This is a genomic window from Posidoniimonas corsicana, from assembly GCF_007859765.1.
Classification (GTDB): domain Bacteria; phylum Planctomycetota; class Planctomycetia; order Pirellulales; family Lacipirellulaceae; genus Posidoniimonas; species Posidoniimonas corsicana.
This window is the reverse complement of sequence record NZ_SIHJ01000004.1, coordinates 289,214-315,430: the sequence shown is the minus strand read 5'-3', so window position 1 is coordinate 315,430 and position 26,217 is coordinate 289,214. Positions and strand designations below refer to the sequence as shown.

Sequence of the window (26,217 nt, the reverse complement as noted above, 5' to 3'; positions counted from 1 at the left end):
GAGGCGACCCCATGTCACAAATCAGCAGCGCGCTCGGGGCGGGGTCGGCGACCTCGTCGACCGGCAAGGACGCGTTCAACGACATCGACCTGAACGTCTTCCTGCAGCTTATGATCACCGAGCTGCAGAACCAGGACCCGCTGAACCCGCTGGAGAACGACGAGCTGCTCGCCCAGATCAGCCAGATCCGCGAGGTGGGCGCCACCGACAAGCTCACCCAGACGCTCGACGCCGTGCTGCTGGGGCAGAACGTGTCGAGCGCTACGAACCTGATCGGGGCCGATGTCGTGGCCCTGACCGACGACGGGCAGCGGGTCACGGGCAACGTCCGTCGCGTGACCATCGCCGACGGGCAGCCGACGCTCGACCTGGCTGTCGACACCGAGACCAAGGCCTCCGCGACCGAGGGCGACATGGCCTCTGGCTCGTACGTCTACGACGTCGTGTGGGACGGCCCCAACGGCGCAACGTACGGCGTGCAGGTGACGGCCAACACTGCCAACTTCTCCGATTTCAAGGGGTCGATCCAGATCAACAACCTGCCGGAGACCACCGGCGACAAACGGATCTACCGGACCGACAAGTCCGGCTCGGGCGAGTCCCGGCTGATCGGCTCGCTGCGCGGCACGGCCGCCAACATGCTGGACACCGTCAGCGACGCCAACCGCAGCGGCTCTGCGCTGACCGAGTCGCCCATTCTCGTAAACTTCGCCCGCAAGGCGAGCGTCTCGCTCAAGAACATCTCGGAGATCAACCCGCCGGACTAGCGACCGGCCTACCTACCGCCGTGGGAGGGGACCCCGCGGCGCCGCCAAACAGTACCACCAAGCAAGGGAGTGAGTCATGGGTCTTCAATCCGCACTAACCACCGCTCTGACCGGCCTGCAGGCCGCCGAGACCACGATCGACGTCGTGGGCAACAACGTGGCGAACAGCAACACGGTTGGCTTCAAGGAGTCCAACGTCGTGTTCGCCACCCAGTTCCTGCAGACGCAGTCGATCGGCTCGGCGCCGACCGAGTCGCGCGGCGGCACCAACCCACGCCAGATCGGCCTGGGCGTGAAGGTCGCCGAGATCTCGCCGGACTTTACGCAGGGCACCATCGAGATCAGCTCCAACCCGCTCGACGTGGCGATCCAGGGCGACGGGTTCCTGATCGTGCAGGACGCCACCGGCCGGGAGCTCTACACCCGCAACGGCCAGCTCAAGCTGAACGCCAACAACGAGGTGGTCACCTCGACCGGCAACAAGGTGCTGGGCTACCTGGCGAACGACGAGTACGAGATCCAGTTCGACCGCCGCGTGCCGCTGACCATCCCGCTCGGCGCCCAGCGCGTTGCGCAGGAGACCAACAACGCCGTCTTCGCCGGCGTGCTCAACCCGGCCTCTGAAGTCGGCTCGGTGCCGGCGATCGTCGAGTCCGAGGTGATCGGACGCGCGGACGTGGACTACCCGCAGGAGGCGGTCGCCACGGTCTCCGAGGACGCGCCCGAGATCTCCGGCGTGACGACCGGGTTCACCGGCGTGGCGGCCTCCGCCGGCCTGCCCGACGGGACTTACAACTACCGGGCGGTGTACGTCGACGCGGACGGCAACCGCAGCGCCCCGTCGAACACGTTCACCCTTACCGCGACAAACGTAGCGGACACCGGCGACGCTGACAGCAACCAGCTGGACCTGTCCGACGCCCCCACTCCCGCCAGCGGGGTCTGGACGCAGGTCGAGTACTACCGTGAGGCAAGCGACGGCAACTACTACGCGATCGGCGCACCGGTCGCGGCCGGCGCCGCCTCGCCGGTGACCGACACGGTGGACGACGCCACCCTGCAGACCAACAGCGCGCTAGACAACGGCGCCATCGACGACGGCACGTACACGTACTACGTCACCTACTTCAACAGCGTGACCGGCGCCGAGAGCCGTCCGTCCACCAGCATCGGCCCGATCAACGTCACCGACGACGACAACACCATCCGGCTCGACCTGAGCGCCATCAGCGACCCCGACGCGACGTCCGACGGCGTCGACTTCGACCAGGTGCGGATCTACCGCAACCTGAGCGGGCAGTCGTCCAACTTCCGGTTGGTCGGGTCGCTCACCGAGCCCTGGAACTCCGGGCCCACGACCTTCGCCGACAACACGCCCAGCAGCACGCTCGCGGCGGCGGCGGCGCTCGACTTCAACGGCGCCGGCTCGGCGTTGGCCAACTCCGGCACGCTGCTCTCCAACCTGCAGATCCGCGAGGGCACGAACTATACGTCGAGCATCTTTGAACCGGGTACGCTGGAATTCACCGGCGAGATCGGCGGCGCGGACCTCGCCACCAAGAGCCTGCAGATCACGGCCGACACCACCGTGCAGGACTGGCTCGACTTTGTGTACGACTCGCTCGGCCTGCAGGCGGAGAGCGACATCCCCACCAACGACCTGCCCGACGGCGCCCCGTCCATCACGATCTCCAACGGGTCGATCCAGATCATCAGCAACATGGGCGAGGAGAACGCGGTGGAGATCCCGCTGACCGCCTTCCGCCTCACGCCCGATGGGAGCAACGAGACTCGAAACGTGGACGTGTCGTTCGCGCAGTCGCAGCAGGCCAACGGCCCCGGCACGACGACCGAGTTTATCGTCTACGACAGCCTCGGCGCCCCGCTGCCGGTCAAACTCACCACCGTGCTGGAGGAGACCACCGGCAACACCACCACGTACCGCTGGTTCGCCACCAGCGGCGCCGCCGAGGCCTCGTCCGACCCCAACGGGCGGCAGCCGATCGAGGTCGGCAACGGCATCCTGGTGTTCGACAGCAACGGCGAGCTGCTGCCCGGCAACACGCCGCGGATCAGCATCCCGCGTGAGATTACCGCCTCGCTTTCGCCGGTGGACATCGAACTGGACTTCAGCGGCGTGAACTCGCTGGTTGAGGTCAACGCCCAGAACGAGCTGGTCAGCTCGCTCAACATGACCAACCAGGACGGCTTCGCACCTGGCGTGCTCACCGACTTTATCGTGACCGAGAGCGGACGCATCCAGGGGCAGTTCTCCAACGGCGTGCAGCGCGACCTCGGCCAGATGGAGATGGCACGTTTCGTGAACCCCTCCGGCCTGCAGCAGGTGGGCGACAGCCTGTACAACGTCGGCGTCAACTCTGGTTCGCCCGAGTACGGCGGGCCGGGCGAAAACGGCATCGGGTACCTGACCTCCGGCGCCGTGGAGCTGTCCAACACCGACATCGGTCAGAACCTGATCGAGCTGATCCTGGCCTCCACGCAGTACCGCGGTGGGTCGCGGGTTATCTCGGCCGCCCAGGAGCTGCTGGACGAACTGATGGCCCTGCGGAGGTAGCGTTAGACGCGGCTTTGGGGCGGCTGGGCGGCGGCAAGAATCGCGGTAATTGGCCCAGGGCCCCGGCGCCGTGAGCTACGGTTGCCTGGACCCCGCCGGGCCCGGGCCGTGCGTTACGGCTGCGCCCGTCGCGCGGGGTCCGGATGAAAGGGATGTAACGATGATCAAGCTGACGCGGCTGAACGGCGAGCCGTTCATCCTGAACGCGGAGCTGATCAAGTACGTCGAGAAGTGCCCCGACACCATCCTGACCCTCACGACCGGCGACCACATTGTGGTTGGCGAGTCGCCCGACGAGGTGCTGCGGGCGGCCGTCGAGTACCAGCAGAGCAAACTACTGATCCCGCCCGGCCGCGCCGCCCAGCCGTGACCGCAAGAGCGAAACCGTTAACCGACTAGCCCTGTTTCCGCTTACATGGACATCGCAACAGCCGCCGGCGTCGTGATCGCGATCGCGCTGATCCTGGTCTCCATCGTGCTTGGTGGCGGCAGCTTCGGCGCGTTTATCGACCCCGCCTCGATCATGGTGGTGATCGGGGGTGCGATCGCTGCCACGCTGATCTCGTACCCGCTGAAGAACTTTCTGTCGGTCTTCGGCGTGACCTCCAAGGTGCTGCTGTACAAGCTGCACTCCACCCCGGAGGTGATCTCTCAGCTGGTCAGCCTGGCCGAGACCGCCCGCCGCGACGGGCTGCTCGCGCTGGAGGGCCGGGTGGAGGAGATCGACCACCCGTTCATCATCCTGGGCATCCAGATGGCCGTCGACGGCGCCCGCCCGGAGGTGATGGAGGACATCATGCGGACGGAGATCGACGCGGTGGCCACCCGCCACCGGGACGGCAAGGGCCTGCTGGACTGCATGGGCCGGTTCGCGCCGGCGTTCGGCATGATCGGCACGCTGATGGGCCTGATCATCATGCTGGGCGACATGAGCGACCCCTCGAAGATCGGCGCCGGCATGGCGGTCGCGCTGCTGACCACGCTGTACGGCGCCATCGCATCCAACGTGGTGTTCCTGCCGTTCGCGGAGAAACTCGGCTTCACCAACAAGCAGGAGCTCCTGACTATGGAAATCATCCTCCGGGGGATCATGGCGATCCAGTCCGGAGAGAACCCCCGCATCATCGAGCAGAAGCTCAACACGTTCGTCCCGCCCAAGTTGCGGGTCGCCGACGACGAAGCCGCCTAGCCCCACCCGCACCATGGCCATCGAAGAAGAACCAGCGCCCGGCATCCCCGAGTGGGTCGTCACGTTCGGCGACATGATGTCGCTGCTCCTGACGTTCTTCATCATGCTGGTGTCGATGAGCGAGATCAAAGAAGAGAAGAAGTTCCAGGCGATGCTGGAGTCGATGCGGCGCCAGTTCGGCCACGAGGCCACGGTGTCCAACGTGCTGCCGGGCGAGAACACGCCGCGCAACTCCACGATGTCGTCGCTGGCGTCGATGGGCCGGGCCAAGCGGCTGGACATCATGCGCGGCGGCAACCCGGTCAAGGCGGTCTCGGGCGAGAGCCCCCAGGTGCAGACCATCCGCCCCGGCCAGAGCGCCACATCCGGCGGCGTTATCTTCTTCGACGAGCTGTCCGACATGCTCTCCGAGGAGGCCAAGATGCAGCTCCGGCAGATCGCCGCCCAGGTGCGGGGCAAGCCGCAGCGGCTGGAGATCCGCGGCCACGCGTCGCGGAAGCCGCCCACCGAGGGCGACCACTGGGGCCTGGCCTACTCCCGCGCCCACCAGACCATGAACTACTTGCTGCAGCAGGGCATCGAGCCGCAGCGCATCCGCGTCAGCTCCGCCGCGGCCACCGAGCCGCTGGACAACGGGCTGGACGAAGAGAGCCGCAAACGCAACGCGAGGGTGGAGGTCCTGATGTGGGACGAGCCCATCGCGGTCAACCCGACGCTTTAGACCCCAACACGAGCGAGGCCCGCCATGGCCAATCCAACCGAAACCGACGCCCCGTCCCGCGGCGGCCTGATGGCCGTTGTCAAGGCGGTCGCCATCCTGTCCGTCCTGGTGATCGTGCAGGTCGTGGCCGCGTCGTTCATCATCCCCTCGCCCGAGGCGACCGAGAAGCTGGCCCACGACCTGGCCCTCGCCAAGACCGGTGAGGAGCTCGACGACCTGGACGAGGCCAGCTACTCCGAGGACAGCGGCGCGCCCGCCGAGCGTGACGTGGTGGAGGTGTCGATCGGCGGGTTCAGCATCACCCGCTACAATATGGAGGCGGACAAGACCGTCAACATCGACCTGGAGGTGGTCGCCACCGTGCTGACCAGCGAGCAGGACGAATTCAACGAGCTCTACCAGAGCAACAAGAACCGCGTGCGTGAGCAGATCAACCTGACCATCCAGGCGGCCGAGCCCTCGGAGCTGTCGGACCGCGGGCTGGGCTTGATCAAACGCCGCATTTTAGAGAGAACCAACCGCGCGCTGGGCAAGCCGATGGTCCGCGAGGTGTTCTTGACCCGGTTCAACTTCGTGCAGCGGTAGGCGGCGCCGAAACGCTAGCACGCCCCCAGGGAAAGGAATCCCGATGGCCGACGACCAGATCAATCAGGACGAGATCGAGGCCCTGCTAGCACAGGCCAAGGCCGGCGGCGCGCCCGCGCCCCCCCCCAAGGACGACAAGCCCAAGGAGGAGGAGGTCCCGCTCGACCAGAGCGAGATCGAGCGGCTGATCTCGCAGGCGCCCTCGTCGGAGCCCTCGCCGCCGCCGCCCTCGCCCGGCCAGCCCGCTGCGGCGTCGTCCGGCGCTTCGTCGATGGCGTCGGACGTGGAGCTGCTGCTCAACAAGGCGGAGGAGGCGATCGCGTCGATCGACAGCCCCTCTACCGAGCTGCCCGCCGGGATGCGCCCCTTCGCCCTCGACGACCTGGGCGGCTCGCACGCCTCGACCGAGGCGGCCACGCTCGAGCTGGTGCGCGACGTGCAGCTCGACCTGAAGATCGAGCTGGGCCGCACCCACATGCACCTGGAGGACGTGCTGCGGCTCAAGAGCGGCGCCGTGGTGCCGCTGGACAAGCTGGCCGGCGACCCCGTCGACGTGCTCGTGAACGGGCGCCTCATCGCCCGCGGCGAGGTGCTGGTGCTCAACGACAACTTCTGCGTGCGCGTCACCGAACTGGTGGTGGGCGACAGCGCCGTCGCCTAGGACCGGTGACGCTAGCGGCCGCCGAGTGCTATGGCGGCCCCCCCCGGCGTCTTCTATAAGCCTGCTCGACCGTCTTCCCGTCCGGAATCGACACCCCGAGCAGGTGCACGCATGGAATCCGCCCGCCCACTGCTGGCCGCCCCTCTGCTGGGCGCGTTGGCGCTGGCTTCCGCCGGCTGGGCGCAAGGACCGGACCTGTCGCCGCCCAGGGCCACGCCGCAGAAGGCCGCCGGCCCAGTAGGCCTGCCGCACCTCCTGGAGCCGACGCCACCGGTGGTCGGGGTGGAAGAGGAACTCCCCGCGGAAACCGCCCCAACGATCCAAGCGACCGAGCCAGCCGAGCCCCCGGCGCCAATGCCCGACTTACCAGCGCCACTCGTCGCGCAGGCGGCTGCACCGGCGTCCGCCATCGTCGATCCGCCCGCCGTCCAATCGCACACCACCAGCGTCCCTCAAGACCCCCGGCGTTTGGCGCCACGTTCACAATCCGCCACTCCGCGGGCACCGGGCGAGCGGCCGCAGCTGCTGAGCTTCAGCTGGGACAGCCTCCCGCTGGACCCGGTCACGTCGGCCGCCGCGTTGGGTCTGGTGGTCGGCCTGTTCCTGCTCACCGCGGCGCTGCTCAAGCGAGCCACGCCAAAGTCGCAGCGGCTGCTGCCGGGAGAGGTGGCGAGCGTCGTCGGCCGCATCGCGCTGGGCGGGAAACAGACCGCGCACCTGCTGAAGGTCGGATCGAAGCTGGTGCTGGTGCATATCACCCCGGACGGGGCCAAGCCGCTCACCGAGGTCACCGACCCGGCTGAGGTCAGCCGGCTGCTGGGCCTGTGCGAACAGGGCGGCGAGCACAGCGCCACCACCGCCTTCCAAGACGTGTTTGAGAAGCTGACCACCGAACCGGCCGAGCCGGGCTTCCTCGGCGGCGAGTCCCCGCTGATCGACCGCCAGCAGCTCGCCGCCGCCTACGCCAAAACGCCCGGAGGCCGCGGTGCAAGGTAACGAGCCATCCACGCCGCGGGCCCGCCGAAGCGGCGCCGCAGCGGCTCTCGCGCTGCTGTTGCTCGTCGGCTTCTCGGGGGCGCCCGCGTACGCGCAGGCCGAGGCCGCCGCGCAGACAACGACCAGCACCGACGCGACCGCCACCTCGATCTCACCGCTGGGGACCTTCGACGCGGCGGCGGAGTCGACGGTTCAAGGCATCGGCGGGCCGGCCGAGTGGACCAGCCGCGAACGGCTGAGCTCTTCGCTGCAGATCATGCTGATGCTCACCGTGGTGAGCCTCGCGCCCGCGGTGCTGCTGATGACCACCAGCTTCGTGCGGATCATCGTCGTGCTGGGGCTGCTGCGACAGGCGCTGGGGACACAGCAGCTCCCGCCCAGTCAGGTGCTGACCTCCATCGCGTTGTTCGTCACCCTCCTGATCATGACGCCGGTCTGGACCGAGAGCTACGAGCGGGGCATCAAGCCCTACAGCGAGGGCACGATCGACCTGCAGGAAGCGTTCACGCGTTCCACCGACCCGTTGCGGGTGTTCATGGCGGACCAGATCTCGCACACCGGCAACCACGACGACGTCTACCTGTTCCTCAGCCACCAGCCGGACGGCGGCATCGACCCGGACACCGGAGAGATGCGGGCCTACGCCTACTACGATGTGAAGGAGGGCGAGACGCTGGTGCCGATCACCGCGCTGCTCCCCGCTTTCATGCTGAGCGAACTCAAGACCGCCTTCCTGATCGGGTTCCAGATCTACCTGCCGTTCGTGATCCTCGACATCATCGTCGCCAGCGTCACGATCTCGATGGGCATGCTGATGCTGCCGCCAGTGCTGATCTCGCTGCCGTTCAAGCTGCTGCTGTTTGTGCTGCTGGACGGCTGGCGGCTGGTGATCGAGATGCTGCTGCAGAGCTTCACACTGTTCTCGATGGTCTGACCCCGTAGCCCGCCATGGACCCCCAACAAGCCATCGACCTTGGCCGCGAGGCGCTGCTGGTCACCACGATCGTCGCGGCGCCGGTGCTGCTGGCCGGCATGGTGGTCGGCCTGCTCATCGGGCTGCTGCAGGCGCTGACGCAGATCCAGGAGCAGACGGTCGCGTTCGTGCCGAAGCTGCTGGCGATGGCCGTGGCGCTGGCGATGACGCTGCCCTGGCTGCTGACCCGTCTGATGGAGTACTCCGGCGGGCTGATCTCCTCCATCCCCGAACGACTGTAACGCGGGCCGGCGCGCCGCCCACCGCCCATGCCCTGGCTCGAACCCTACCTACTGAACCAGACCGCGGCCTTCGCGCTGATCCTGGCCCGGGTGGGGGCGTTGTTGGGCACGGCGCCGCTGTTCGGCGCCCAGGCGGCCCCGATTCGTGTGCGGGCGTTGCTGGCGGTCGCGCTGTCGCTGCTCGTGCTGCCGTCGCACGGCGCGCCGCTGACCAGCAGCAACTCGATCCTGTCGGACGGCATGAACCTGCTGCTGTTCGGCAAAATGATCGCGCTAGAGGTGGTCGTGGGCGCGATGCTCGGGCTCGGCGTGATGGTGATCCTGTCGGGCGTGCAGATGGCCGGGCAGATCGTCGCGCAGATGTCCGGCATGGCGATCGGCGAGTTGTTCGACCCCGGCCTGGACACCAGCGTGTCGGTGTTCGGCCAACTCTTCTACTACGTGACGTTCGCCGTGTTCATCGCGATCGGCGGGCTGCGGATGGCGGTTCAGGCGCTGCTCGACACCTTCACCTGGGCGCCGCCCGGTCGGGCCTCGCTGGGCGAGGACTACGCCGACATGATGATCTCGCTGCTGAGCCAGAGCTTTGAGCTCGCGCTGCGGGCCGCGGCACCGCTGATGATCTCGCTCCTGTTGGCGACCATCGTGCTGGGTTTGATCAGCCGCACGCTGCCGCAGATCAACGTGATCGTGGTCGGCTTCAGCGTCAACTCGCTGCTGACCCTCGGGCTCTGCTTCGCCACCATCGGCGGCGTGGCGTGGACGTTCCAGCAGCCGCTCGAAGACGCCTTGGTGAACCTCAGCTACACCGTGCAACCTATCGATACAGACACAACCCAACCCCCGTCAGCCGCGGGGCGGTAGCCCCCGGTCACAGGCCCGGACGAATCGAGGGCGCACGCCCCGGCGACGATCGGGTCTCGCCCCCTAACCGCCGCCCCCAGGCATGGCCGAACAGTCCGGCGACAAAACGTACGACGCAACCCCGCACCGGCGCCAGCAGGCGCGGGAGAAGGGGCAGGTCGCGTACAGCCAGGACCTTGGCTCGGCGGCTTTGTTGGTCGCCGCCGCGCTGATCCTCACCGGCCTGGGCCCACGGGTGGCCGACACCGCCGCGCGGATGCTCCGCCGCCAGCTCGGGGACGTTGGGCACCTGCGGTCGACGCCCGAGGGCATGATGCACCAGCTTGTGGAGATCGGCGGGGCGGTCGGGTTGGCGCTGCTGCCCATCTTCGGCCTGCTGATGCTGTCGGCGGTGGCGGCCAGCGCATTCCAGACCGGGCTGCTGTTCGTGCCCAACCGGCTGGCGCCGGACCTGTCCCGGCTGAGCCTGCTGCAGGGGCTCAAGCGGATTGTTTCGCTACAGGGATTCATGCGGCTGGGCTTCGGGCTGTTCAAAGTGGCCGTGGTGTCGGCGGTGAGCGCCGTGGTGGTCGTGCTGCGATCGGAAGAGATCCTTAATGCGGGCGCGTTGTCGATCGGCGGTCTGGCGGTGCTGACCGGCGAGGTCGCCGTGCAGGCTCTGCTGTGGGTCGGCGTGGCGTTGCTGGTGCTCGCGCTGGCGGATTTCGCGTTCCAGAAGTGGAAGCACGAGCAGGACCTGAAGATGACCCACCAAGAGGTCAAAGAAGAGATGAAGAACCTGCAGGGCGACCCGCAGGTCATCGCCCGCCGGCGGCAGGTGCAGCGACAGCTGGCGCTCAACCGGATGGGGCAGGAGGTACCGAAGGCGGACGTCGTGGTGACCAACCCGACGGAGTTGGCGGTCGCCCTGCGGTACGACGCGGAGAAGATGGCCGCCCCGATCGTGGTGGCCAAGGGCGCCGGCGTAGTGGCCCAGCGGATCCGTCGGTTGGCGTTGGAGAGCAACGTGCCGATCGTCGAGCGGAAGCCGCTGGCGCAGCTGCTCTACAAGGAGGTCAGCATCAACCACCCCGTGCCCGACAAGAGCTACGCGGCGGTGGCCGAGGTGCTGGCCTACGTCTACCAGCTCAAGGGCAAGAAGCCGCCAAAGCCGCCGCGCGCGGCGTAGGGTCTCGGGCCGCCATGGGTCGGTGACTTGCCGGTCGATCGACTCGGCTTCTCCCCCAGTTTGTTGTCGAAACCGGCCACCCAGTGTGTTCCAATGAAGGGGTTGCTGCGTAAGCGGTGCGCGTTCATGCCGCGTCCGAAAAGCTGGGCGCAAGCGCGGGGGCAGCCGAGACTTTTGTCCCTATCCCGCCCTGCCGAGGGACAAAAGTCGGGCGAGCACGGAACCGACGAGAACTGAATACCCTGCTATACAAGCACGAAACGAATCGGAGCGGCGCCGCGTGGGCCGACTTTTGTCCCTAAGAATCGATGCGCCAGAACGGGACAAAACTCCGGACCGCGGTTACGCGGCCCGCTGCAGGTCGGTAAACAGCCGCTCGAGCCCGCGGCGGCTCTTGCCCCAGTCGAACGCCTGACCCTCGATCTTGGTGGCCGCCAGGACCTGGCTGCCCTCCGCCGCCCGTTCGACAGTCACCAGCAACCTGCCCTCCAGCGCAAGCAGGTCCGACGGGAACGTTGCGACCAGCGTGCAGGCGTCGTCGGCCTGCTGAACCTGCTGCAGCTCCTGCCCCCGTTCGGCCAGCGAGCAAAGTACTCTAACCAGTGTCTCGCCGGGCGGCGCGTGCACCCGCTGGCGCTGCTCCTTGCCGGTCTTGACGCCCCACGAGGCGTACAGCGGCTGAACCACGCCTGCGAGCTTGTCCAACGGCACTCCGATCGACATGACCGAGCCCGCCATCGCCAGGAACTCCTCGCCGCTGAGCCGCTTGCGGCTGCGGGCGGCGCCCGCCTGGATGCGGGCTCGGGCCTCGGGCGCGCGGACGACCTCCTCGAAGCAGATCAGCTGCCGCCAGTCACCGACCGGTGCCGCCGGACTGGCGGCCAGGGGCTGACCACAGCTCGAGCAGAACTTGTTCTCCGCCGACGCGCCGCAGTGCGAGCAGTACCGCGCCGCGGGGGGTTGGTTGGCCGAGTCGAGCGACGAAAGGAAATCGCGTTGCATGCTGACGCTCCTCTGCGGCGGTTCCGGCCGGCGCACACCGCCGTGTCCTCCTTGCATCGGCGTGCGGGGCTGGCCGACTGCAATCGAACGACGGCCACACGCCTGGTCGCGCGACGACCAGCGCCGGCACGCTAGCAACGGCGGCCCATTGATTGCTGGCGCCAGCCGCGTGTATCAATCAGGGGCGCACGCCCGTCTGCTGCCATCCCGAAAGGAGCCTGATGCCTATCGAAACCCCCACGTCGAAATCGCCCGTAGCAACTCAGATGCATGCTGGGCGGGCCATTGCCGCGCTGCTGACTTTGCTGGCCTCCACCTCAACGCCAGCCGTCGCACAGGATCAAACAGAAGCGGAGTCTAACGCGGAGGCTCGGACGGTGGCCGTGGCGGTGCGCGACGCCCCGCCCTTCTCGATGAAGAACGCTCAGGGGGAGTGGACCGGCATCTGCGTCGACCTGCTGCGCGAGGTGCAGGCCGAGATCCGCGCGGCGGGCAGGGAGGTCACGATCGACTACCGCGAGATGGGCCTGGACGAACTGCTCGACGCGGTCGAGCGGGGCAAAGTCGACATGGGGGCCGGCGCGATCACGCTGAACTACGAGCGAGAGCTGCGGATGGACTTCACCCACCCCTTCTACAGCTCGGGTTTGGGCATCGCCGTGGGCGCCAACCAGCGCGACCAGGGCTGGCTGGGCATCGCGTCGGCGGTGATCTCGCCGACGTTCATGAAGGTTGTCGCGGCGTTGCTCGCCGCGCTGCTGATCAGCGCTGTGGCGGTGTACTTCTTTGAACGCCGCGGCAACCCCGAACAGTTCGGCGGCGGCCCCGCACGGGGCATCGGGTCGGGTCTGTGGTGGGCGGCCGTCACGCTGACGACCGTCGGCTACGGCGACAAGGCGCCCAAGACGCTGCCGGGCCGGCTGATCGGGCTGGTGTGGATGTTCGCCGGTTTGTTCATCATCGCCAGCTTCACCGCCTCGGTGACGTCGGTGCTCACCGTGACCCAGCTCAAGACCGGGATCTCCGGACCCGGCGACTTGCCCAGCGTGCGGGTGGCGACCGTCGAGGGGTCGACCGCGGAATCCTACCTCCGCAACCGCGGCATCGTGCCCGAATTGTTTAGCGGCGCCGCCGACGCGCTGGGCGCGTTGCGGCAGGAGCGGGTTGCCGCGGTGGTGTATGATGAACCCATACTCCGCTACCAGATCAACCAGGCGGACGCCCCCGGCCTGCACGTGCTGCCGGTGACCTTCGAGCCCCAGGAGTACGCGTTCCCCATCCCGGACGGCAGCCCGCTGCGGGAACGCATCAACCAGTCGCTGCTCCGCACCACGAGCCAGCCGGGCTGGCGGGAGGTGCTGAACGGCTACCTCGGCGAGCCGCCAACGCCATGACCCGGCCGGACGCCCGCAAGCCACGACCCCTGACCGGCGGCAACGCTCGCCAAGGACCCCGCATGTTTCGTAAGCGTCGCCCCAGGATTGGCGCCCGGCCCGGCACCCTGTCGATCCCCAGGCAGGCGCCCGAGCCGAAGATCCACATGATCACGTACGATCACCAGCAGCTGCACGACACCCCCGTGGAGGACGTGGCCGAGCTGGAGCGGGCGTTCGACACGTCGACCGTCGCGTGGGTGGACGTGCAGGGCTTTGGCGACCGCTCGCTGATGCACCAGCTGGGCGACATGTTCCACCTGCACCCCCTGCTGCTTGAGGACCTGGTGAACGTGCCGCAGCGTCCCAAGGCCGAGGACTACGACGACCAGATGCTGCTGGTCGTGCGGATGGTGAGCCTGGACGACGACGGCGAACCCAACTCGGAGCAGGTGAGCATTGTGCTGACCGAGCACTACGTGCTCACGTTCCAAGAGAAGCACGGCGACATCCTCGACCCGGTCCGGAAGCGGCTGCGGGGCGGCAAAGGACTGATCCGCCACCAGCGCGCCCCGTACCTGGCGTACGCCATCGCCGACACCATCATCGACGGCTACTACCCGGTGCTCGAGGCGATCGGCGAGGAGATCGACGACCTCGACGAGGTCGTGATCACGCAGCCCACGCCGGACCTGCTGCGCCGCCTGAACGACATGAAGAACCGGCTGGTGATGCTCCGCCGCTGGCTGTGGGCCCAGCGCGAGGCGATCAACACGCTGATGCGGGACGACAGCGAGCTGATCACCGACGAGCTGCGGGTCTTCCTCCGCGACACGTACAGCCACTGCGTGCAGACCGCCGAGGTGGCCGAGATGTACCGCGAGATGACCACCGGCCTGATGAACACCTACATGTCGGCGGTCGCCAACCGCACGAACGAGGTGATGAAGGTGCTGACCATCATGGCCAGTATCTTCATACCGCTAACGTTCCTGGCCGGAATCTATGGGATGAACTTCGAGTACATGCCCGAGCTGCACGTCCGCTGGGCGTACCCCGCGGTGTGGTGCGCGATGTTCGCGACCGCGGGCGCCATGCTGGGCTATTTCTGGCGGAAGGGCTGGCTGGGGGGCGACGGCTAACCCGCGGGCTACGGCAGCTCGCCGCCGGCCCGGGTTGCAAGGGAACGCCACACCTCAGGTTCTACCGCGTCCGTGGTGAACCGTGCCGACCCGTCACACAGCAGCGTCATGACCCCGCCGGGGTGCTGGCTGCGGGCGGCCAGGCGGCCCTTCTGCTGGCGGGCGTTCATGCAGTCCCAGTCCGGCGAGTTGGGCGCCAGCGCGTGGTTGTAGAGCGTGTTGCCGTAGTTGCCCAAGACCCACTTGGCGCCGCGTTCGCCGTTCCACTCGCCCCCGCCCGCCGAGCAGGCGTCGGGGGTTGTGTCGGCGCCGCCGGGGAGCTCCAGCATGTACTCGCCGGTTTGAGGTCCCGCAGGCGTCGGCAGATCGGCCGGCGCGGCGCCGGGTCCGAGGGTGCGTTCGGCGAACGCGGCGGTGTGTGACGAGCCGTCGGTCAGGTCCCGCATGCGGGTCTGCGAGCCGAGGTAGAACACGCCGTCGGCGTCGGTGAGGCTGCCGTAGTCAACGCCGCCCGAGCCGGCGTTGCCCGCGTAGCTGGTCGCGGCGAACTCAGTCCCGGGAACGCGAGGCGCCGCGGGGTCGCTCGGGCAGACGTACGCCGCGACCGGCGTGGTCGCCGCCTGGTAGTTGGCGTCGCCGCTGAACACAACGCCGCCGCCGATGCCAAACGTGGTTGGCGCCTGGGTGAGGTCCATCGTGGCGAACAGGGCGCCGTCCTCGAGGTACTCGAGCAGGTGGGCGTGGGCCGAAAAGATCTCCGGCAGCGGCGCGCCCCGGCCGGCCGGGAAATGCCGCCGCGAACCGTGGAACGACTGCATCGCCAAACCGACCTGCTTCAGGTTGTTCGCGCACGACGCCCGCCGCGCAGCGCCGCGGGCCGCCTGCACCGCCGGCAATAGCAGAGCAACCAGCGCCCCAATCACGGCGATCACCACCAGGAGCTCTACCAGCGTGAACCCGCGGGGGACGGCCCCTCGTCTCACGGGCATGCCCTACTCCTCGTACGTGACGCGGTACACCCGGCCGTTAGCGTCGTCGGTGAAAAGTAGCCCGCCGTCGGCGGTCACGACGACGCCCACCGGGCGGGCCCACGCGACCGGCCCCTCGGGGTTGGTCAAGAACCCTCGGACAAAGTCCTCGTAGTAACCCTTGGGGGAGCCGTTCTGATCGAATGGGACAAACACGATCTTGTACCCAACCCCGGTGTCGCGGTTCCAGGAGCCGCGGTGCGCGACGAACGCACCGTTGCGGTACTTCTCGGGAAACTGCTGCTGGTCGTAGAACGCGAGGCCGAGGGCCGCGGAATGCGACTCGAAGAGCAGGTCCGGCGTGCGGGTCTTGGCGGCGAGCTCCGGCCGCTCGCTCTTGCCGTCCTGCACCCGACGCGGGTCCAGGTTCTCCGGCTTCAGGTACGCGTACGGCCAGCCATAGAACTCGCCCTCGACCACCTCGGTCAGGTAGTCCGGCACCAGGTTGTCGCCCAGCCCGTCGCGTTCGTTGATGGTCGAGAACAGCCGGCCGGTCTGCGGGTGGAAGTCGAGCCCCACCGGGTTCCGGAGTCCGGTGGCGTACTGGCTGCGGTCGGAGCCGTCGAGGTTCATGGTCAGCACACTGGCGCGGGGCGGCTCTTCGACGTCGGCGTTGGTGCGCGACCCGACCGAGACGAACAAGCGGTCGCCCTCCGGCGAGACCACCACGTTGCGGGTCCAGTGCTCGTTGTAGCCGCGTCCCGGCAGGTCGGTGATCTTCTGCGGGTCGCTCAGCGGAAGCGAGTCGGCGTTGAACTCGTACCGCAGGACCGCGTCGGTGTTGCCAACAAACAGCGCGCCGTCGGCGAACGCCATCCCGAATGGCATCCTGGCGCCGTGGTCCTTGTCGATCACAGTGATCTGCTCCTCGGCCACGCCATCCGAGTCGGCGTCGCGGAGCAGCACGATCTTGTCGCTCTTCGAGGCGGCGCAAAGCACTTCCCCATCGGGCGTGAGCGCCAGCCAGCGGGCGTCCTTCAGTTTGGCAAACTCGTTGACCTTGAAGCCAGCCGGCGCCTGCAGGCGTGGAGACTCGGGAACCGGTTTGACGTCGGGGCGTTTCTGGGCGCTCTCGGTGGCGAACGGCTTGGGCAACGTGTCCACGGAGACGTGGATCGGCTCGGGCACAAACGCGTCCACCTGGATTGCGTCCGAGGCTTGCGAAGCGGGGCACAACAGCAGGAACGCAACAGCAAGACCGGTCGCACGGAAACGTCGGGACATTTGTAGAGAGCTCCTAGGGGCGTCGTCTGGGCAGGCGCGCTGTATGCGGGGCGCCACCGCAACAACGCGCGGCATGCGGCCCCACTTGAGACACCACCCTACTCTAGTCGAGCGACGCTGCCGAAGACAGAACCCTCTCCCGCAACGGGAGCCAATTCGTCAGGTACTGACGCCGCTCCGCCCAACCCCGCCGCCACGCGGCCCCCGTCGACTAGCGGAACATGTCCACCGAGAAGGTTGCGTTGCTCGCCACGGGCAGCAGCGGTCGAGCGGCCCGACCTGCTGCCGAGCGTCCGCCCGGGAAGTATTCGAATCCAAGAAATGCGTCCACCGTGCCGGTGTCGGCAGGCGTGATAAAGTTGGCCTGCCCGGTCAGGCTGAGAAAGTCCGTCAGCGGAACCCGGAAGTCCGACCCGAACACCACCATCGTGTCACGACGTGGCCAATCGCCCAACGCGGCGTTGACCTCGGCGTGGCCGTCCGCCAACCCCAACCAGCCACGCACCGAACCCCCGGTGGGCCAGGTGTGCCGCCAGTAGAGGCTCGCCTGATTGATTGGCCTGAGGTAGACGCCCGCCGCTCCGAACGAACCGGCGTCGCCATGCCCGTGGAGCATCGCCATGACGCCAGCGCGGTCGCTGCACCCGAGGTCGTAGCCCAGGTCGCCACGCCACTGGCCAAGGAAGAAGTCGTCGTAGGAGTCCTGCCAGAGCAGGTCGTAGACAATGGTCCAGTGCACGCCAGAGTCGGTGTGCTGGAACAGGCCAAGCGTAGTGAACGACTGCAACCGACTGCTCGAGCCCTCGACGCGTTCCACAACCTGCACCGCGTTGTCCGTGGCCACCACCGCCGTGCCGACCTGCAGGCCGAGACCCGAGTTGCTCGAGATCAGCCGACCGTAGTTCACCGCCACGCGGGCGCCAAAATGGGCGTTCACGCCGAAGTCTTGCGGCTGCTTCGAACCTTCCAGCCCGGCGAACAGCGACCAGTCGTCTCGGCAGGAAGGTTCACAGCACTGTTCCGAGAGGAACGCGACCGGAGCAACCAACGGGTCGACTGCTACCTGCGTGTCAGGCAGACGCTGAATGCGGCTCGACAGGTCGTCCGCCGGCACCGCTCTGGCGCCCAGCAGGCTGGCGGCGGCAATAATAGCAATCCACAGGTTCCGCATCCTTGCGACTCCGGGGGCTCTCGAACCACATCGACTTCCGGCCAGTCCTTCGGCCGCCACGCCCAATACATGACAACGTGGTCCGATTATCTCATCGAGAATCGTTCCCGTCAGCGATGACGGGAAACCACCAATTGCCGACGGGGCGCCTCTGGCAAGTTTTGCGGGCGGGCGCCTAAGCCAGCTCGACCATCAACTGCTCGATCGCCTGCATCTGATCTTCAACCCGGCTCTCCAACTGGTTGCTTTCGAGCCAGCTCTTGAGTGAGGCGACCGAGTCGGCGCAGACCTGCGTACCCGCCTCCGCATCGAGGATGCCGAGCACTTTCTCCTGCGGCATGCCGTCGCGGTAGGGCCGTGACGCGGTCATCGCCTCGTACATGTCTGCCACGCACAGCATGCGGGCGCCAATCGGCAGCTCACCGGCGGGGATGCCGCGGTGGTACCCACGGCCGTCCAGCTTCTCGTGGTGGGCGGCGGCAACGTGGGCCAGGTCCTGGAAGCACCCCGCGCGGGCTAGTATGTCGTGCGTGAATCGTGGGTGCTGCTGCAGCTGCCTGAACTCGTCGTCGGTGGGCTTGCCCGGCTTGTCCAGCACAGCGTTCGACACGCCCAGCTTGCCGAGGTCGTGCAGCAGCGCCATTCGACGGAGCGCGCGCAGCTCGACAGCAGTGAAACCTAACTGCTCGCCCATGCCAACAGCGATCTTCGCGACCTCGTCCGAGTGCCGAAACGTCCACGGGCTCTTGGCGTCGACCACCCGTGCAAACCCCTCGGCCACGCGGTCGATGCCCGCCTCGTCGATCATCATCACCCGGTCGGCGGGCTCGTAGACAGCCACGGCCTCGTCCGGAGTGGCTGAGGCGAGTTCGATCCACAGACGGTCGTCCGCGGCAAGCCCGGTGAGCGCGTCGACCAGCGCCGGCTCAAACCAGCCGCCGCGCCGTGCGACCGCCATCGAGTCGGCCGCGTCACGCCCCAGCTGCGACAAGAACACCTCGTAAGTTTGCGCAAGCCCGGCGATCCGCGCCAGCGGCGAGATCTCGAGCCCCTGCCGCCCCTGCGGGTGGCCCTGCCCGTCCCAGTGTTCGTCGAGGTGCAGGATCGCCAGCGCGACCCCCTCGCTGAACCCCATGCTTCGCGCGATGTCGGCGCCGCGTTCGCAACGGGTCTCAACAAGCTGCTGCGCGCCCTTGGGACCCTGCAGCATCACCGCGGCGATCTTCAGCGCCCGCTGCACCGGCGATCCGCCGGGCGCGACCTGCTTGGTCAGGAACTTGAAGCTCTCGGACATCTTCGGCCAGTCGACCGACTTGAGGTCGCGTTTGACGGTCCGGTCGTCGGCGCCGAACAGGTAGCACATCTTCGACGCGTTGCTGCTGCACCCCAGGTCCTTCAGGAGCAGCGCATAGAACAGGTCGGAGCGGTCCGCTTCGGGGAGGCCGATCAGCTCGGCCAGACGCATCCCGATCAGGCAGGTCCGGGCCGCGTGGCCAGGGGGCTGGCCCTCGGTGATGTCGAGCGAGTACGACAGCGCCGCCACGAGTCCAGACATCTTCACCGTGCGTTTCGCGGTCGGCGAGAACCCGACGGCGATCGGCGACACGAAGTCGGTGTTGAGGTCGGTGGTCTGCTGAGACATGGCCCAATGCTGCTGCGTGGCGGAAAACCGCGACATTCGAAATCGAGCGACGCGCGGTATTGAAAAGTAGCTCACCGCACCCTGCCAGCCTGTTACTGGCAATTCAATCGACCCAATTGCTCCTTGCGATTCCGTACCTAGCCCGCAGGTTTCGCAACACCCCTCTCAACCGCTCCCCCACCTCTGGGGGTCCTGCCCGTAGTATGCCCGCATCGACTCATACAGCTCTGGTTCACGCTCGACCAGCCGCTGCGGCATCTGGAAGAACACCTCGCTGGCCACGGCGAAGAACTCGCTGCGGTCGGTGGCGCCGTAGCAGTCCATCACCGGGTGGCTGCGACGCCGGCAGTCGTGCCGGAGCCGGGCCAGGGCCGACTCGAGGTTCGCTACCCACCGCTCCGCTTCCGACGAGTCGTTGAGCGGGGGGACGCCATCGGTGCTGCGGCCGTTGAGCATATCAAGCTGGTGCGCGAACTCGTGGGCCACCAGGCTGCGGCCCATGTTCCGGCCCTCGCCGGCGCGCTGCACGTCACTCCAAGAGAGGACCACCGGGCCGCGGTACCAGGCCTCGCCGAGACGCGCCGACTCGTGCTCCACCACCACCCCGCCCCCCGGTGAGTGGGCCTCCGGCGCGCGGTAGGCGTCCGGGTAGACCAACACCGACAGAACGCGGTCGAAGTACTCCTCCTTGAACCCAAGCGTCACCAGGGCGATCTGAGCGGCGATGGTGAGCCGGATCTCGTCGGTCATCGCCAGGCCGCCGCACCCCTCCCAGTTCTTTTCTCGGAACACCACGGCGGCGGTCTGGCGGAGCCGCTGCTGCTCCTCGTCCTCCAGCGAGTCGTACTGCCACAGCGCCGCCGGCAAGAGCTCCAGCAGCTCGTCGGAGAGCCCCTCTTGGGCGATGCGGCGACGCGAGCGTTTCTTCAGCCAAGAAAAGATCATAGGGCGGGCGGTCCGCAGGTCGAGGCGGGGTAGTGTGCGGTGGCTTACTCGTTGCGGAGGTCGACGAACCGCTTGGCCTTGCCGTCGCTCCGCGGCAGCGACGCCGGCGGCGCTAGACGGACCTCGATCGTAAGGCCCAGCCGCAGGCTGAGCTCGCGGGCGATGCGGCGTGGGTCCTGCAGCCGGTCCTCCACCTCCACGACCAGCTCGTCCATCTCGCCGGCGCGGCGGGCGGTCATGCGGTACTCCACGACCTCCGGGAAGCCGCGCACGATCTGATCGATCGCCGTGGGGAACACGTTGACGCCGCGGATAACCATCATGTCGTCGGCCCGCGACACGACGCCGCCGTCGAGGAACACGAACCGGTTCTCGCCGTCGCCGCTCCAGACCGGCCGCACCAAGTCGCCCGTGCGGTAGCGGATAACCGGCGCGCCGGCGCGCCCCAGCGTGGTCAGGACAAGGTGCGACAGCTCGCCCTCGGCGGCGGGTTCCCCCGTTTCGACAGAAACGAACTCCGCCAGGAACTGGCTCTCGTTGACGTACACGCCCCTGCCCTCCCGCTCGCGGCCGGCCTGCTCGCCGTAGCCCCACGGGCCGACCTCGGTGGCGCCGGTGTGGTCCAGCACCCGCGCGCCCCACGCCTGCTCCATCCGATCGCGGACCGCGGGGAGGCTGCCGCCGGGTTCCCCGGCGACGATGATCGTCTCCACGCCCAGACTGGCAAGCCGCGTCTGCTGCTCGGCCGCAACCTCCGCCAATCGCATCGCGTAGTTTGGCGTGCAGAGCAGCACGTTGGCGCCCGTCCGCTGGATCAGGTCCAGCCGCGCGGGGCTCCCCATGCCGCCCCCGGGGATCGTGAGCACGCCGCGGGCGGCCAGCGCGTCGAACGCGCTCCAGAACCCGACGAACGGCCCGAACGAGAACGCCAAGAGCGCGCGGTCGGCGGCCGTCACGCCGGCCGCGTCCAGCACGTACTGCCAGCCCTCGATCCACCACTGCCAGTCTTCGGCCGTGTCGCGCACGGCCAGCGGACGGCCGCGCGAACCAGACGTCTGGTGGAACCGCACGTAGCGGTCGAGCGGGTACGTGCGGTTGGCGGCCTCGTCGCCGCGAGGGCCGGCCAGCAGCTCGTCTTTGTGCGTATAAGGCAGCCGGCGGAGGTCGTCGAGCGTGGCCACCTCGCCCGGCGCCTCTGCCAGCTTGTCCGCGTAGAACCCGCCGGCGGCGCGGAGCTCGGCCAGCAGCGGGTTGAGTTTCTCAAGCTGCCGCGCCGTCAGCGCGGCGCGGTCCAGGCGTTCCCACCGGCGGCGGTCGTCGTAGCTAGAAAGCGGCATCCGCTTAGCATACCCCGGAACGCTACCGTGACGGTAGGACGGCCGCCGCGGGAGCGCCGATGCACATCAGCGACTTCTGTGTGCGAACATACATCCGGTTGCCGACAACCGCGGGCGTCGCCTCGGTTCCTTCTCCGATGGCGTTCTTGGCCAGCACGCGGCAGCCGCTGCGATCGACCGCCAACGCCACCGCCTCGCCGTCCATCGAAACGTTCCAAACCACTCCGCCAGCGTCCACCGGCGAGCTGAAGAAGTTGCCGCCGATCCGCTCAAGCCAGAGCTGCTCGCCGCTTGCCAGGTCGACCGCGCCTACCGTGCCGCGGTCGTGCCACATGATCAGCATGCCGTCCACCGCCAGCGGCGTGGGCACATACGGCGCCGCCTTGGTGATTTGCAGCGCCACCTCGGGATCGCCGCCGGGCTGCCCGGGCGGGCGGACGCCCACCATCAGCTTGCCGCCGCCACCGCTGCCGCTCGCCTCCAGCACCATCCCGCCGGCGTAGATCGGCGAGCCGACGCACCGCTGCGGGAAGACCCCCGCGGCCGTCCAGACCACCTCGCCCGACTTGAGGTCTAGGGCGTCCATGCTGATCTCGCTGCTCCCCACCACCAACGCTTGGCCGCCCGCGGCGGTTGGGATCACCACCGGCGTGTCGTAAGAGGCCGTTCCGGGTGTGAGCTCGCGGCGCCAGCGTTGCTCGCCGGTGCGGGCGTCGACGGCCAGGACAAACGCGGCGGACTTCTGGTTGCTCGCCAGGTAGACTGTGCCATCCTCAATGATCGGCGATCGGCAGTAGCCGTGCCGGCTGTCGTACGCGCCCAACTCCTTCCGCCACAGCTCCTCGCCATCGACGGTGAACGCGGCCAGGTAGAACGACTTCGCGTCGGCCCAGCTCATGGCCACCACGCCGCCGCCAACCGCAGGCGTGCCGGACGCGTAGCTGTTCATCGCGTGGAGGTGAGTCGGCGCGCCGGGCTGCGCCGACTGCCACAGCCGCCGGCCGGTGAACGCGTCGCGGCACTCCAGGCGGATGCCGGCCGACTCGGGCTCGCCCGCCACCACGTACAGCCGATCGTCCTGCACCACCGGCGACCCGTGGCCCACCCCTCCCAGGTCGACCCGCCAGAGGGTGTTCTCTGGCGCCCAGTTCAGCGGGATGCTGGCGTTGGGCGCCGCGCCCGCGCCGTTGGGCCCCCGGAACCGCGGCCAATCTTCGCCAAATGTGTCCCCAACGCCCCACAGCGTCGAGAACGCCAGCACCATCACCCAGCTAACCTTGCTTGCCACGACGTTCCTCCTTTAATTCTTGTCCCCAGCACCGCCCAACCGTTTTCGACCGGCCCGATCGCCCCGTCAAGCTTTGTGGCGGCGACTTCGGACCGATCCGCAGACACGATCAGCGCCTCTGGCATCCTAATTGGACCGAAATGGGGGCCCGGTTTCTATGGAAATCTGTCCGGTTAGCCCTCCGAACCGGTCTGCACGACGGCCACCGAGTTGCCGTTTTGCTGAGGATTTGCACCGAATGCGCGTCAGATTCTGACCCGATCGGCTCATTACAAGAAGCAGGTGTGACCAACAGGGCTACCCCGAACCGCACAGGGCGTCACGAAGTTGGCGCATACCTGCTTGTTCTACTTCCTTGTGCTCGACTCCGCGATTCCGCGGATTTGGCGACTCCGTACTGCGTGCTACCTCTCTGCGCGCCCGGTCGGGTCGCCATAGCCGTGCAAGCCTTCTTAGTCGCCCCTCGGATCTACATCACCAGAATCCAATCTTTATGGCCCCGCTTGAAAGGTAACTCCCACCGCGACGCAGGCCGCCACGCGGGGCAGCGTGGCGACTTGCGGCCGCGGAACTCAGCAAACCCATCACCCACAAGCCACACACACTCAACTCAACCCCTCACGTCGGACAGCAGCGCCCCGCCGCGTTCTCTGACGACCGCCTCCTCGGAGCACCAACGATGAATCACGCGACCGCTCGTCGGGAACTTACGTTCCTCAGTGTTTGGGTCACCTGCCTCGGCCTCGTGGCCACTGCCCCGGCCGGCGAGACCATCCTGGCCGACTGGAACACCACCACCACCTCTAATCTCGGCATCGACTGGACCACCGACGCGGGAACCACGCTGTCGATTGTCGGCGCCGAAGAGTTTACCCAGCCGGTGCCGTTTGAGGGCGAGGGCCTGCTGAAGGTGGTCAACCCGTCGGGCTGGCAGGCGGAACCCAACTCGCCCTGGATCTTCCTCTCCGGTGGCGGCGGGGCCGGCCTCGCCTCGGCCGTCGGCGCCGGCACGGAGCTGCGCTTCGAGGCCTTCACGCCGCAGGACTTCGCGTGGCGCGAGATCGCCGTTGTGTTCCTCGGCGGCGTCGGCGACGGGCCGCAGATCCTCCCCTGGACCCAGTACCAATACTCGTTCACCGCCGAAGCGGAAGGGCTGAATGAGTTCTCGGTCAACCTGACGCAAGAGATCGAGTCCGAAGGCGAGATGCGGGCCATCAACGACATCGTCACCCAGCTTTCGGAGCCCGGCAACTGGTTCAACCTGTACCTCATCCCGTTCGGCCAAGAGAACCTCGACCTGGGTGACACCACCACCTACCTCGACAACCTGCGGGTGATCACGCCGGATGGCGTAGCTGGCGACTACAACGGCGATGGCGCCATCGACGCCGCCGACTATACCGTGTGGCGTGATACGCTGGACTCCACGTCCGACCTCCGTGCCGACGGCAACGGCAATAGCGTCATCGACGCCGGCGACTACGACGTCTGGCGCACCAACTACGGCGCTGGCGGCGGGCTGTCGGCCGCCGCCGCGGCCCCGGAACCGGCCGGCCTCGCGCTGGCGGCCGGCCTGTTATCCACAGGCCTGGTCGGGCGTCGACTCCGGAAGTAACCCCCGCATGCTCTGCTCCCGCTAGAAGCCCCGAGGGATCGCGAGTGCTGACTCGGACAGCCTTGATAAATCGATCGCAGGCGGCGGCCCTGCTGGCGTTGGGCTGCGTGCTCGGCCCCATGCTGGGCTGCGGCGACGGCCACCCCTACCGGGTGACGCCCGTGCGGGGCAGCATCGCTTACGAGGACGGCTCGCTGATCCCGGCCGAAGGCATCACGCTGCGGTTCGAGTCGCAGGAGCCGCCGGTGAACCCCAAGGAGCACCCGCGGCCCGGGCTGGTGGAGGTGGACGTCAGCAGCGGCGAGTTCGGCGCCCCCACCACCTACGACTACCAGGACGGCGTTGTGCGCGGCCGACATAAGGTGCTGGTCCAGGTCACCGGCGCCCAGCCCGGCGCGCCGGCGTCGGGTCAGGCGCTGATCCCCAAGGGGTACGGCTCGGCCGCGTCGACGCCGCTCGAGGTTTCATCGGGCGACAGCCCGTTCGAGTTCCGCATCCCCAAACCATAACCCCGTCAAGACAGGGCGCACGCACGCGTCGCCCAACCGAGAGAAGGCAGCCCCATCATGCCCGCACAATTGCCCGCCGGACGCCCGCGTTGGCCCTCGGCCTTCACACTAGTTGAACTGCTGGTGGTGATCGCGATCATCGGCGTGCTGGTGGCTTTGCTGCTGCCGGCGGTGCAGTCGGCCCGCGAGGCGGCCCGCCGCGCGGCCTGCGTGACCAACGCCAAGAACATCTCGCTGGCCACGCTCAACTACCACGACACCTACAAGCGGTTCCCGGCCGCGATGGAGCTCAACTTCTTACTGCCCGACGGCAGCAAGAACCAGGCCGTGGTCGGCGGCGGCGCGCCGGGCAAGAACCCCAACCAGACCACCACCGCGCTGGTCGACATCCTCCCGTTCATGGAGGAGCAGCCGCTGCACGACCGCTTCGACTTCACGCAGCCGCTGTCGGCCGACATCAACCGCGATCCCCGCGGCACGCTCATCGAGTCGTACCTCTGCCCGTCCGACAGCGGCTCCGAAACGCCGTTTCGGCTGGAGGGCGGACCGGACAACTGGGCCCGCAGCAACTACGCGGTCAACTCGTCTATCGACCATCTGTTCCCCGGCAACTACATCACCCGCCCATTCAAGAAACAGCCGTTCGAGAACCTCTACCGCTGGGACGACCGGCAGTGGACCCGCGGCGTGATGGGCTGCAACCTGGCGTTGAGCCTCAAGAAGATTACCGACGGCACGTCCAAGACCGTGCTGCTGGGCGAGGTCCGCATCGGCCTGGTCGACCTCGACCCACGGGGCGTGTGGGCGCTCGGCTGGGCCGGTTCCAGCAGCCTGTGGGGCCACTCCACCGACGACGCCGCCGGCGGCCCCAACACCTGCCAGGTGGGCGCCGACAACCTGGTGCAGGGCCAGCAGATGGTCGACGCCTACGGGTCGGAGGGCTACCGCCAGGAGTGCATGCACCCGGGCGCGCTCGGCTCGAGCCTCAGCAGCCAGGCCACGCTCCGCAGCCGCCACCCCGGCGGCGTGCACGTCGCGATGTGCGACGGCAGCGCACGGTTCATGGTCGACAGCATCGAGGCGAAAGTGGTCGACTTCGACGAGGGCCAGATCCAGGAGGACGGCCTCCGCACGTTCGAGCGCCTGATGGCGTCGCAAGACGGGCAGCTCATTCAGGACGACTCGTTCTGAGATCGCGCG

Annotated in this window: 25 protein-coding genes; 17 read left to right on the top strand and 8 right to left on the bottom strand. The window is 67.8% G+C overall.

What is annotated here, in order from left to right; all coding sequences use genetic code 11:
* The first annotated feature begins 11 nt into the window (after nt 1-11).
* From KOR34_RS22635 to flhB, 12 genes are all read left to right on the top strand, one after another.
* Nucleotides 12-767, top strand: coding sequence for a flagellar hook assembly protein FlgD (locus tag KOR34_RS22635; RefSeq protein WP_146568400.1), 756 nt, complete (start codon nt 12-14; stop codon nt 765-767).
* 76 nt (nt 768-843) lie between these two features.
* On the top strand, nt 844-3,342 hold the full coding sequence (locus KOR34_RS22630) for a flagellar hook-basal body complex protein (RefSeq protein WP_146568399.1): 2,499 nt from the start codon (nt 844-846) through the stop codon (nt 3,340-3,342).
* 160 nt (nt 3,343-3,502) lie between these two features.
* A complete protein-coding gene (locus tag KOR34_RS22625; protein ID WP_146568398.1) occupies nt 3,503-3,712 on the top strand; it encodes a flagellar FlbD family protein in 210 nt (69 codons plus the stop codon).
* 45 nt (nt 3,713-3,757) lie between these two features.
* On the top strand, nt 3,758-4,531 hold the full coding sequence (locus KOR34_RS22620; protein WP_146568397.1) for a motility protein A: 774 nt from the start codon (nt 3,758-3,760) through the stop codon (nt 4,529-4,531).
* A gap of 13 nt (nt 4,532-4,544) precedes the next feature.
* The gene (locus KOR34_RS22615) at nt 4,545-5,252 is read left to right on the top strand and encodes an OmpA/MotB family protein (protein WP_146568396.1); all 708 of its coding nucleotides are present in this window, start codon (nt 4,545-4,547) and stop codon (nt 5,250-5,252) included.
* Nucleotides 5,253-5,276: 24 nt separating this feature from the next.
* On the top strand, nt 5,277-5,837 hold the full coding sequence (locus tag KOR34_RS22610) for a flagellar basal body-associated FliL family protein (protein ID WP_146568395.1): 561 nt from the start codon (nt 5,277-5,279) through the stop codon (nt 5,835-5,837).
* Between the two features lie 43 nt (nt 5,838-5,880).
* Entirely contained in the window at nt 5,881-6,498 is a 618-nt protein-coding gene (gene fliN / locus KOR34_RS22605; RefSeq protein ID WP_146568394.1) for a flagellar motor switch protein FliN, read from the top strand.
* Between the two features lie 111 nt (nt 6,499-6,609).
* Complete coding sequence (locus KOR34_RS22600; protein WP_197531675.1) at nt 6,610-7,494, top strand: flagellar biosynthetic protein FliO; 885 nt, start codon at nt 6,610-6,612, stop codon at nt 7,492-7,494.
* Nucleotides 7,495-7,642: 148 nt separating this feature from the next.
* On the top strand, nt 7,643-8,428 hold the full coding sequence (fliP, locus tag KOR34_RS22595; protein WP_228714750.1) for a flagellar type III secretion system pore protein FliP: 786 nt from the start codon (nt 7,643-7,645) through the stop codon (nt 8,426-8,428).
* A gap of 14 nt (nt 8,429-8,442) precedes the next feature.
* A complete protein-coding gene (fliQ, locus tag KOR34_RS22590) occupies nt 8,443-8,709 on the top strand; it encodes a flagellar biosynthesis protein FliQ (RefSeq protein WP_146568392.1) in 267 nt (88 codons plus the stop codon).
* A 27-nt stretch (nt 8,710-8,736) separates the two neighbouring features.
* Complete coding sequence (locus KOR34_RS22585; protein WP_146568391.1) at nt 8,737-9,573, top strand: flagellar biosynthetic protein FliR; 837 nt, start codon at nt 8,737-8,739, stop codon at nt 9,571-9,573.
* Nucleotides 9,574-9,655: 82 nt separating this feature from the next.
* Nucleotides 9,656-10,741, top strand: coding sequence for a flagellar biosynthesis protein FlhB (gene flhB / locus KOR34_RS22580; RefSeq protein ID WP_146568390.1), 1,086 nt, complete (start codon nt 9,656-9,658; stop codon nt 10,739-10,741).
* A 342-nt stretch (nt 10,742-11,083) separates the two neighbouring features.
* Here the strand turns inward: flhB and KOR34_RS22575 are convergent, their stop codons facing one another.
* On the bottom strand, nt 11,084-11,743 hold the full coding sequence (locus tag KOR34_RS22575; RefSeq protein ID WP_146568389.1) for a zinc ribbon domain-containing protein: 660 nt from the start codon (nt 11,741-11,743) through the stop codon (nt 11,084-11,086).
* A gap of 221 nt (nt 11,744-11,964) precedes the next feature.
* On the opposite strand from KOR34_RS22575, the gene KOR34_RS22570 reads away from it, so the two are divergent.
* A complete protein-coding gene (locus KOR34_RS22570) occupies nt 11,965-13,137 on the top strand; it encodes a transporter substrate-binding domain-containing protein (protein ID WP_146568388.1) in 1,173 nt (390 codons plus the stop codon).
* A gap of 62 nt (nt 13,138-13,199) precedes the next feature.
* Nucleotides 13,200-14,258, top strand: coding sequence for a magnesium/cobalt transporter CorA (gene corA, locus KOR34_RS22565; protein WP_146568387.1), 1,059 nt, complete (start codon nt 13,200-13,202; stop codon nt 14,256-14,258).
* A gap of 8 nt (nt 14,259-14,266) precedes the next feature.
* Here the strand turns inward: corA and KOR34_RS22560 are convergent, their stop codons facing one another.
* The 7 genes from KOR34_RS22560 to KOR34_RS22530 all read right to left on the bottom strand — a co-directional run bounded on the left by KOR34_RS22560 (nt 14,267) and on the right by KOR34_RS22530 (nt 22,893).
* On the bottom strand, nt 14,267-15,247 hold the full coding sequence (locus KOR34_RS22560) for a DUF1559 domain-containing protein (protein ID WP_146568386.1): 981 nt from the start codon (nt 15,245-15,247) through the stop codon (nt 14,267-14,269).
* Between the two features lie 3 nt (nt 15,248-15,250).
* Nucleotides 15,251-16,510, bottom strand: coding sequence for a PQQ-dependent sugar dehydrogenase (locus KOR34_RS22555; RefSeq protein WP_146568385.1), 1,260 nt, complete (start codon nt 16,508-16,510; stop codon nt 15,251-15,253).
* A gap of 211 nt (nt 16,511-16,721) precedes the next feature.
* On the bottom strand, nt 16,722-17,681 hold the full coding sequence (locus KOR34_RS22550; protein WP_146568384.1) for a DUF6666 family protein: 960 nt from the start codon (nt 17,679-17,681) through the stop codon (nt 16,722-16,724).
* Nucleotides 17,682-17,856: 175 nt separating this feature from the next.
* Complete coding sequence (locus KOR34_RS22545) at nt 17,857-19,323, bottom strand: HD-GYP domain-containing protein (protein WP_197531673.1); 1,467 nt, start codon at nt 19,321-19,323, stop codon at nt 17,857-17,859.
* A 165-nt stretch (nt 19,324-19,488) separates the two neighbouring features.
* Nucleotides 19,489-20,268, bottom strand: a complete 780-nt coding sequence (locus KOR34_RS22540; RefSeq protein WP_146568382.1) for a M90 family metallopeptidase — start codon at nt 20,266-20,268, stop codon at nt 19,489-19,491.
* Between the two features lie 44 nt (nt 20,269-20,312).
* Nucleotides 20,313-21,605: a phenylacetate--CoA ligase family protein gene (locus KOR34_RS22535; RefSeq protein ID WP_146568381.1), complete on the bottom strand. Its 1,293-nt coding sequence runs from the start codon at nt 21,603-21,605 to the stop codon at nt 20,313-20,315.
* 22 nt (nt 21,606-21,627) lie between these two features.
* A complete protein-coding gene (locus KOR34_RS22530) occupies nt 21,628-22,893 on the bottom strand; it encodes an outer membrane protein assembly factor BamB family protein (RefSeq protein WP_146568380.1) in 1,266 nt (421 codons plus the stop codon).
* Between the two features lie 679 nt (nt 22,894-23,572).
* Between KOR34_RS22530 and KOR34_RS22525 the strand changes: the two genes are divergently transcribed.
* From KOR34_RS22525 to KOR34_RS22515, 3 genes are all read left to right on the top strand, one after another.
* Nucleotides 23,573-24,508 carry a hypothetical protein gene (locus tag KOR34_RS22525; protein WP_146568379.1) on the top strand — a complete coding sequence of 312 codons (936 nt, stop codon included), beginning with the start codon at nt 23,573-23,575 and terminating at the stop codon, nt 24,506-24,508.
* A 62-nt stretch (nt 24,509-24,570) separates the two neighbouring features.
* The gene (locus KOR34_RS22520; protein ID WP_146568378.1) at nt 24,571-25,017 is read left to right on the top strand and encodes a hypothetical protein; all 447 of its coding nucleotides are present in this window, start codon (nt 24,571-24,573) and stop codon (nt 25,015-25,017) included.
* Between the two features lie 57 nt (nt 25,018-25,074).
* The gene (locus tag KOR34_RS22515; protein WP_146568377.1) at nt 25,075-26,208 is read left to right on the top strand and encodes a DUF1559 domain-containing protein; all 1,134 of its coding nucleotides are present in this window, start codon (nt 25,075-25,077) and stop codon (nt 26,206-26,208) included.
* Nucleotides 26,209-26,217: the final 9 nt, after the last annotated feature.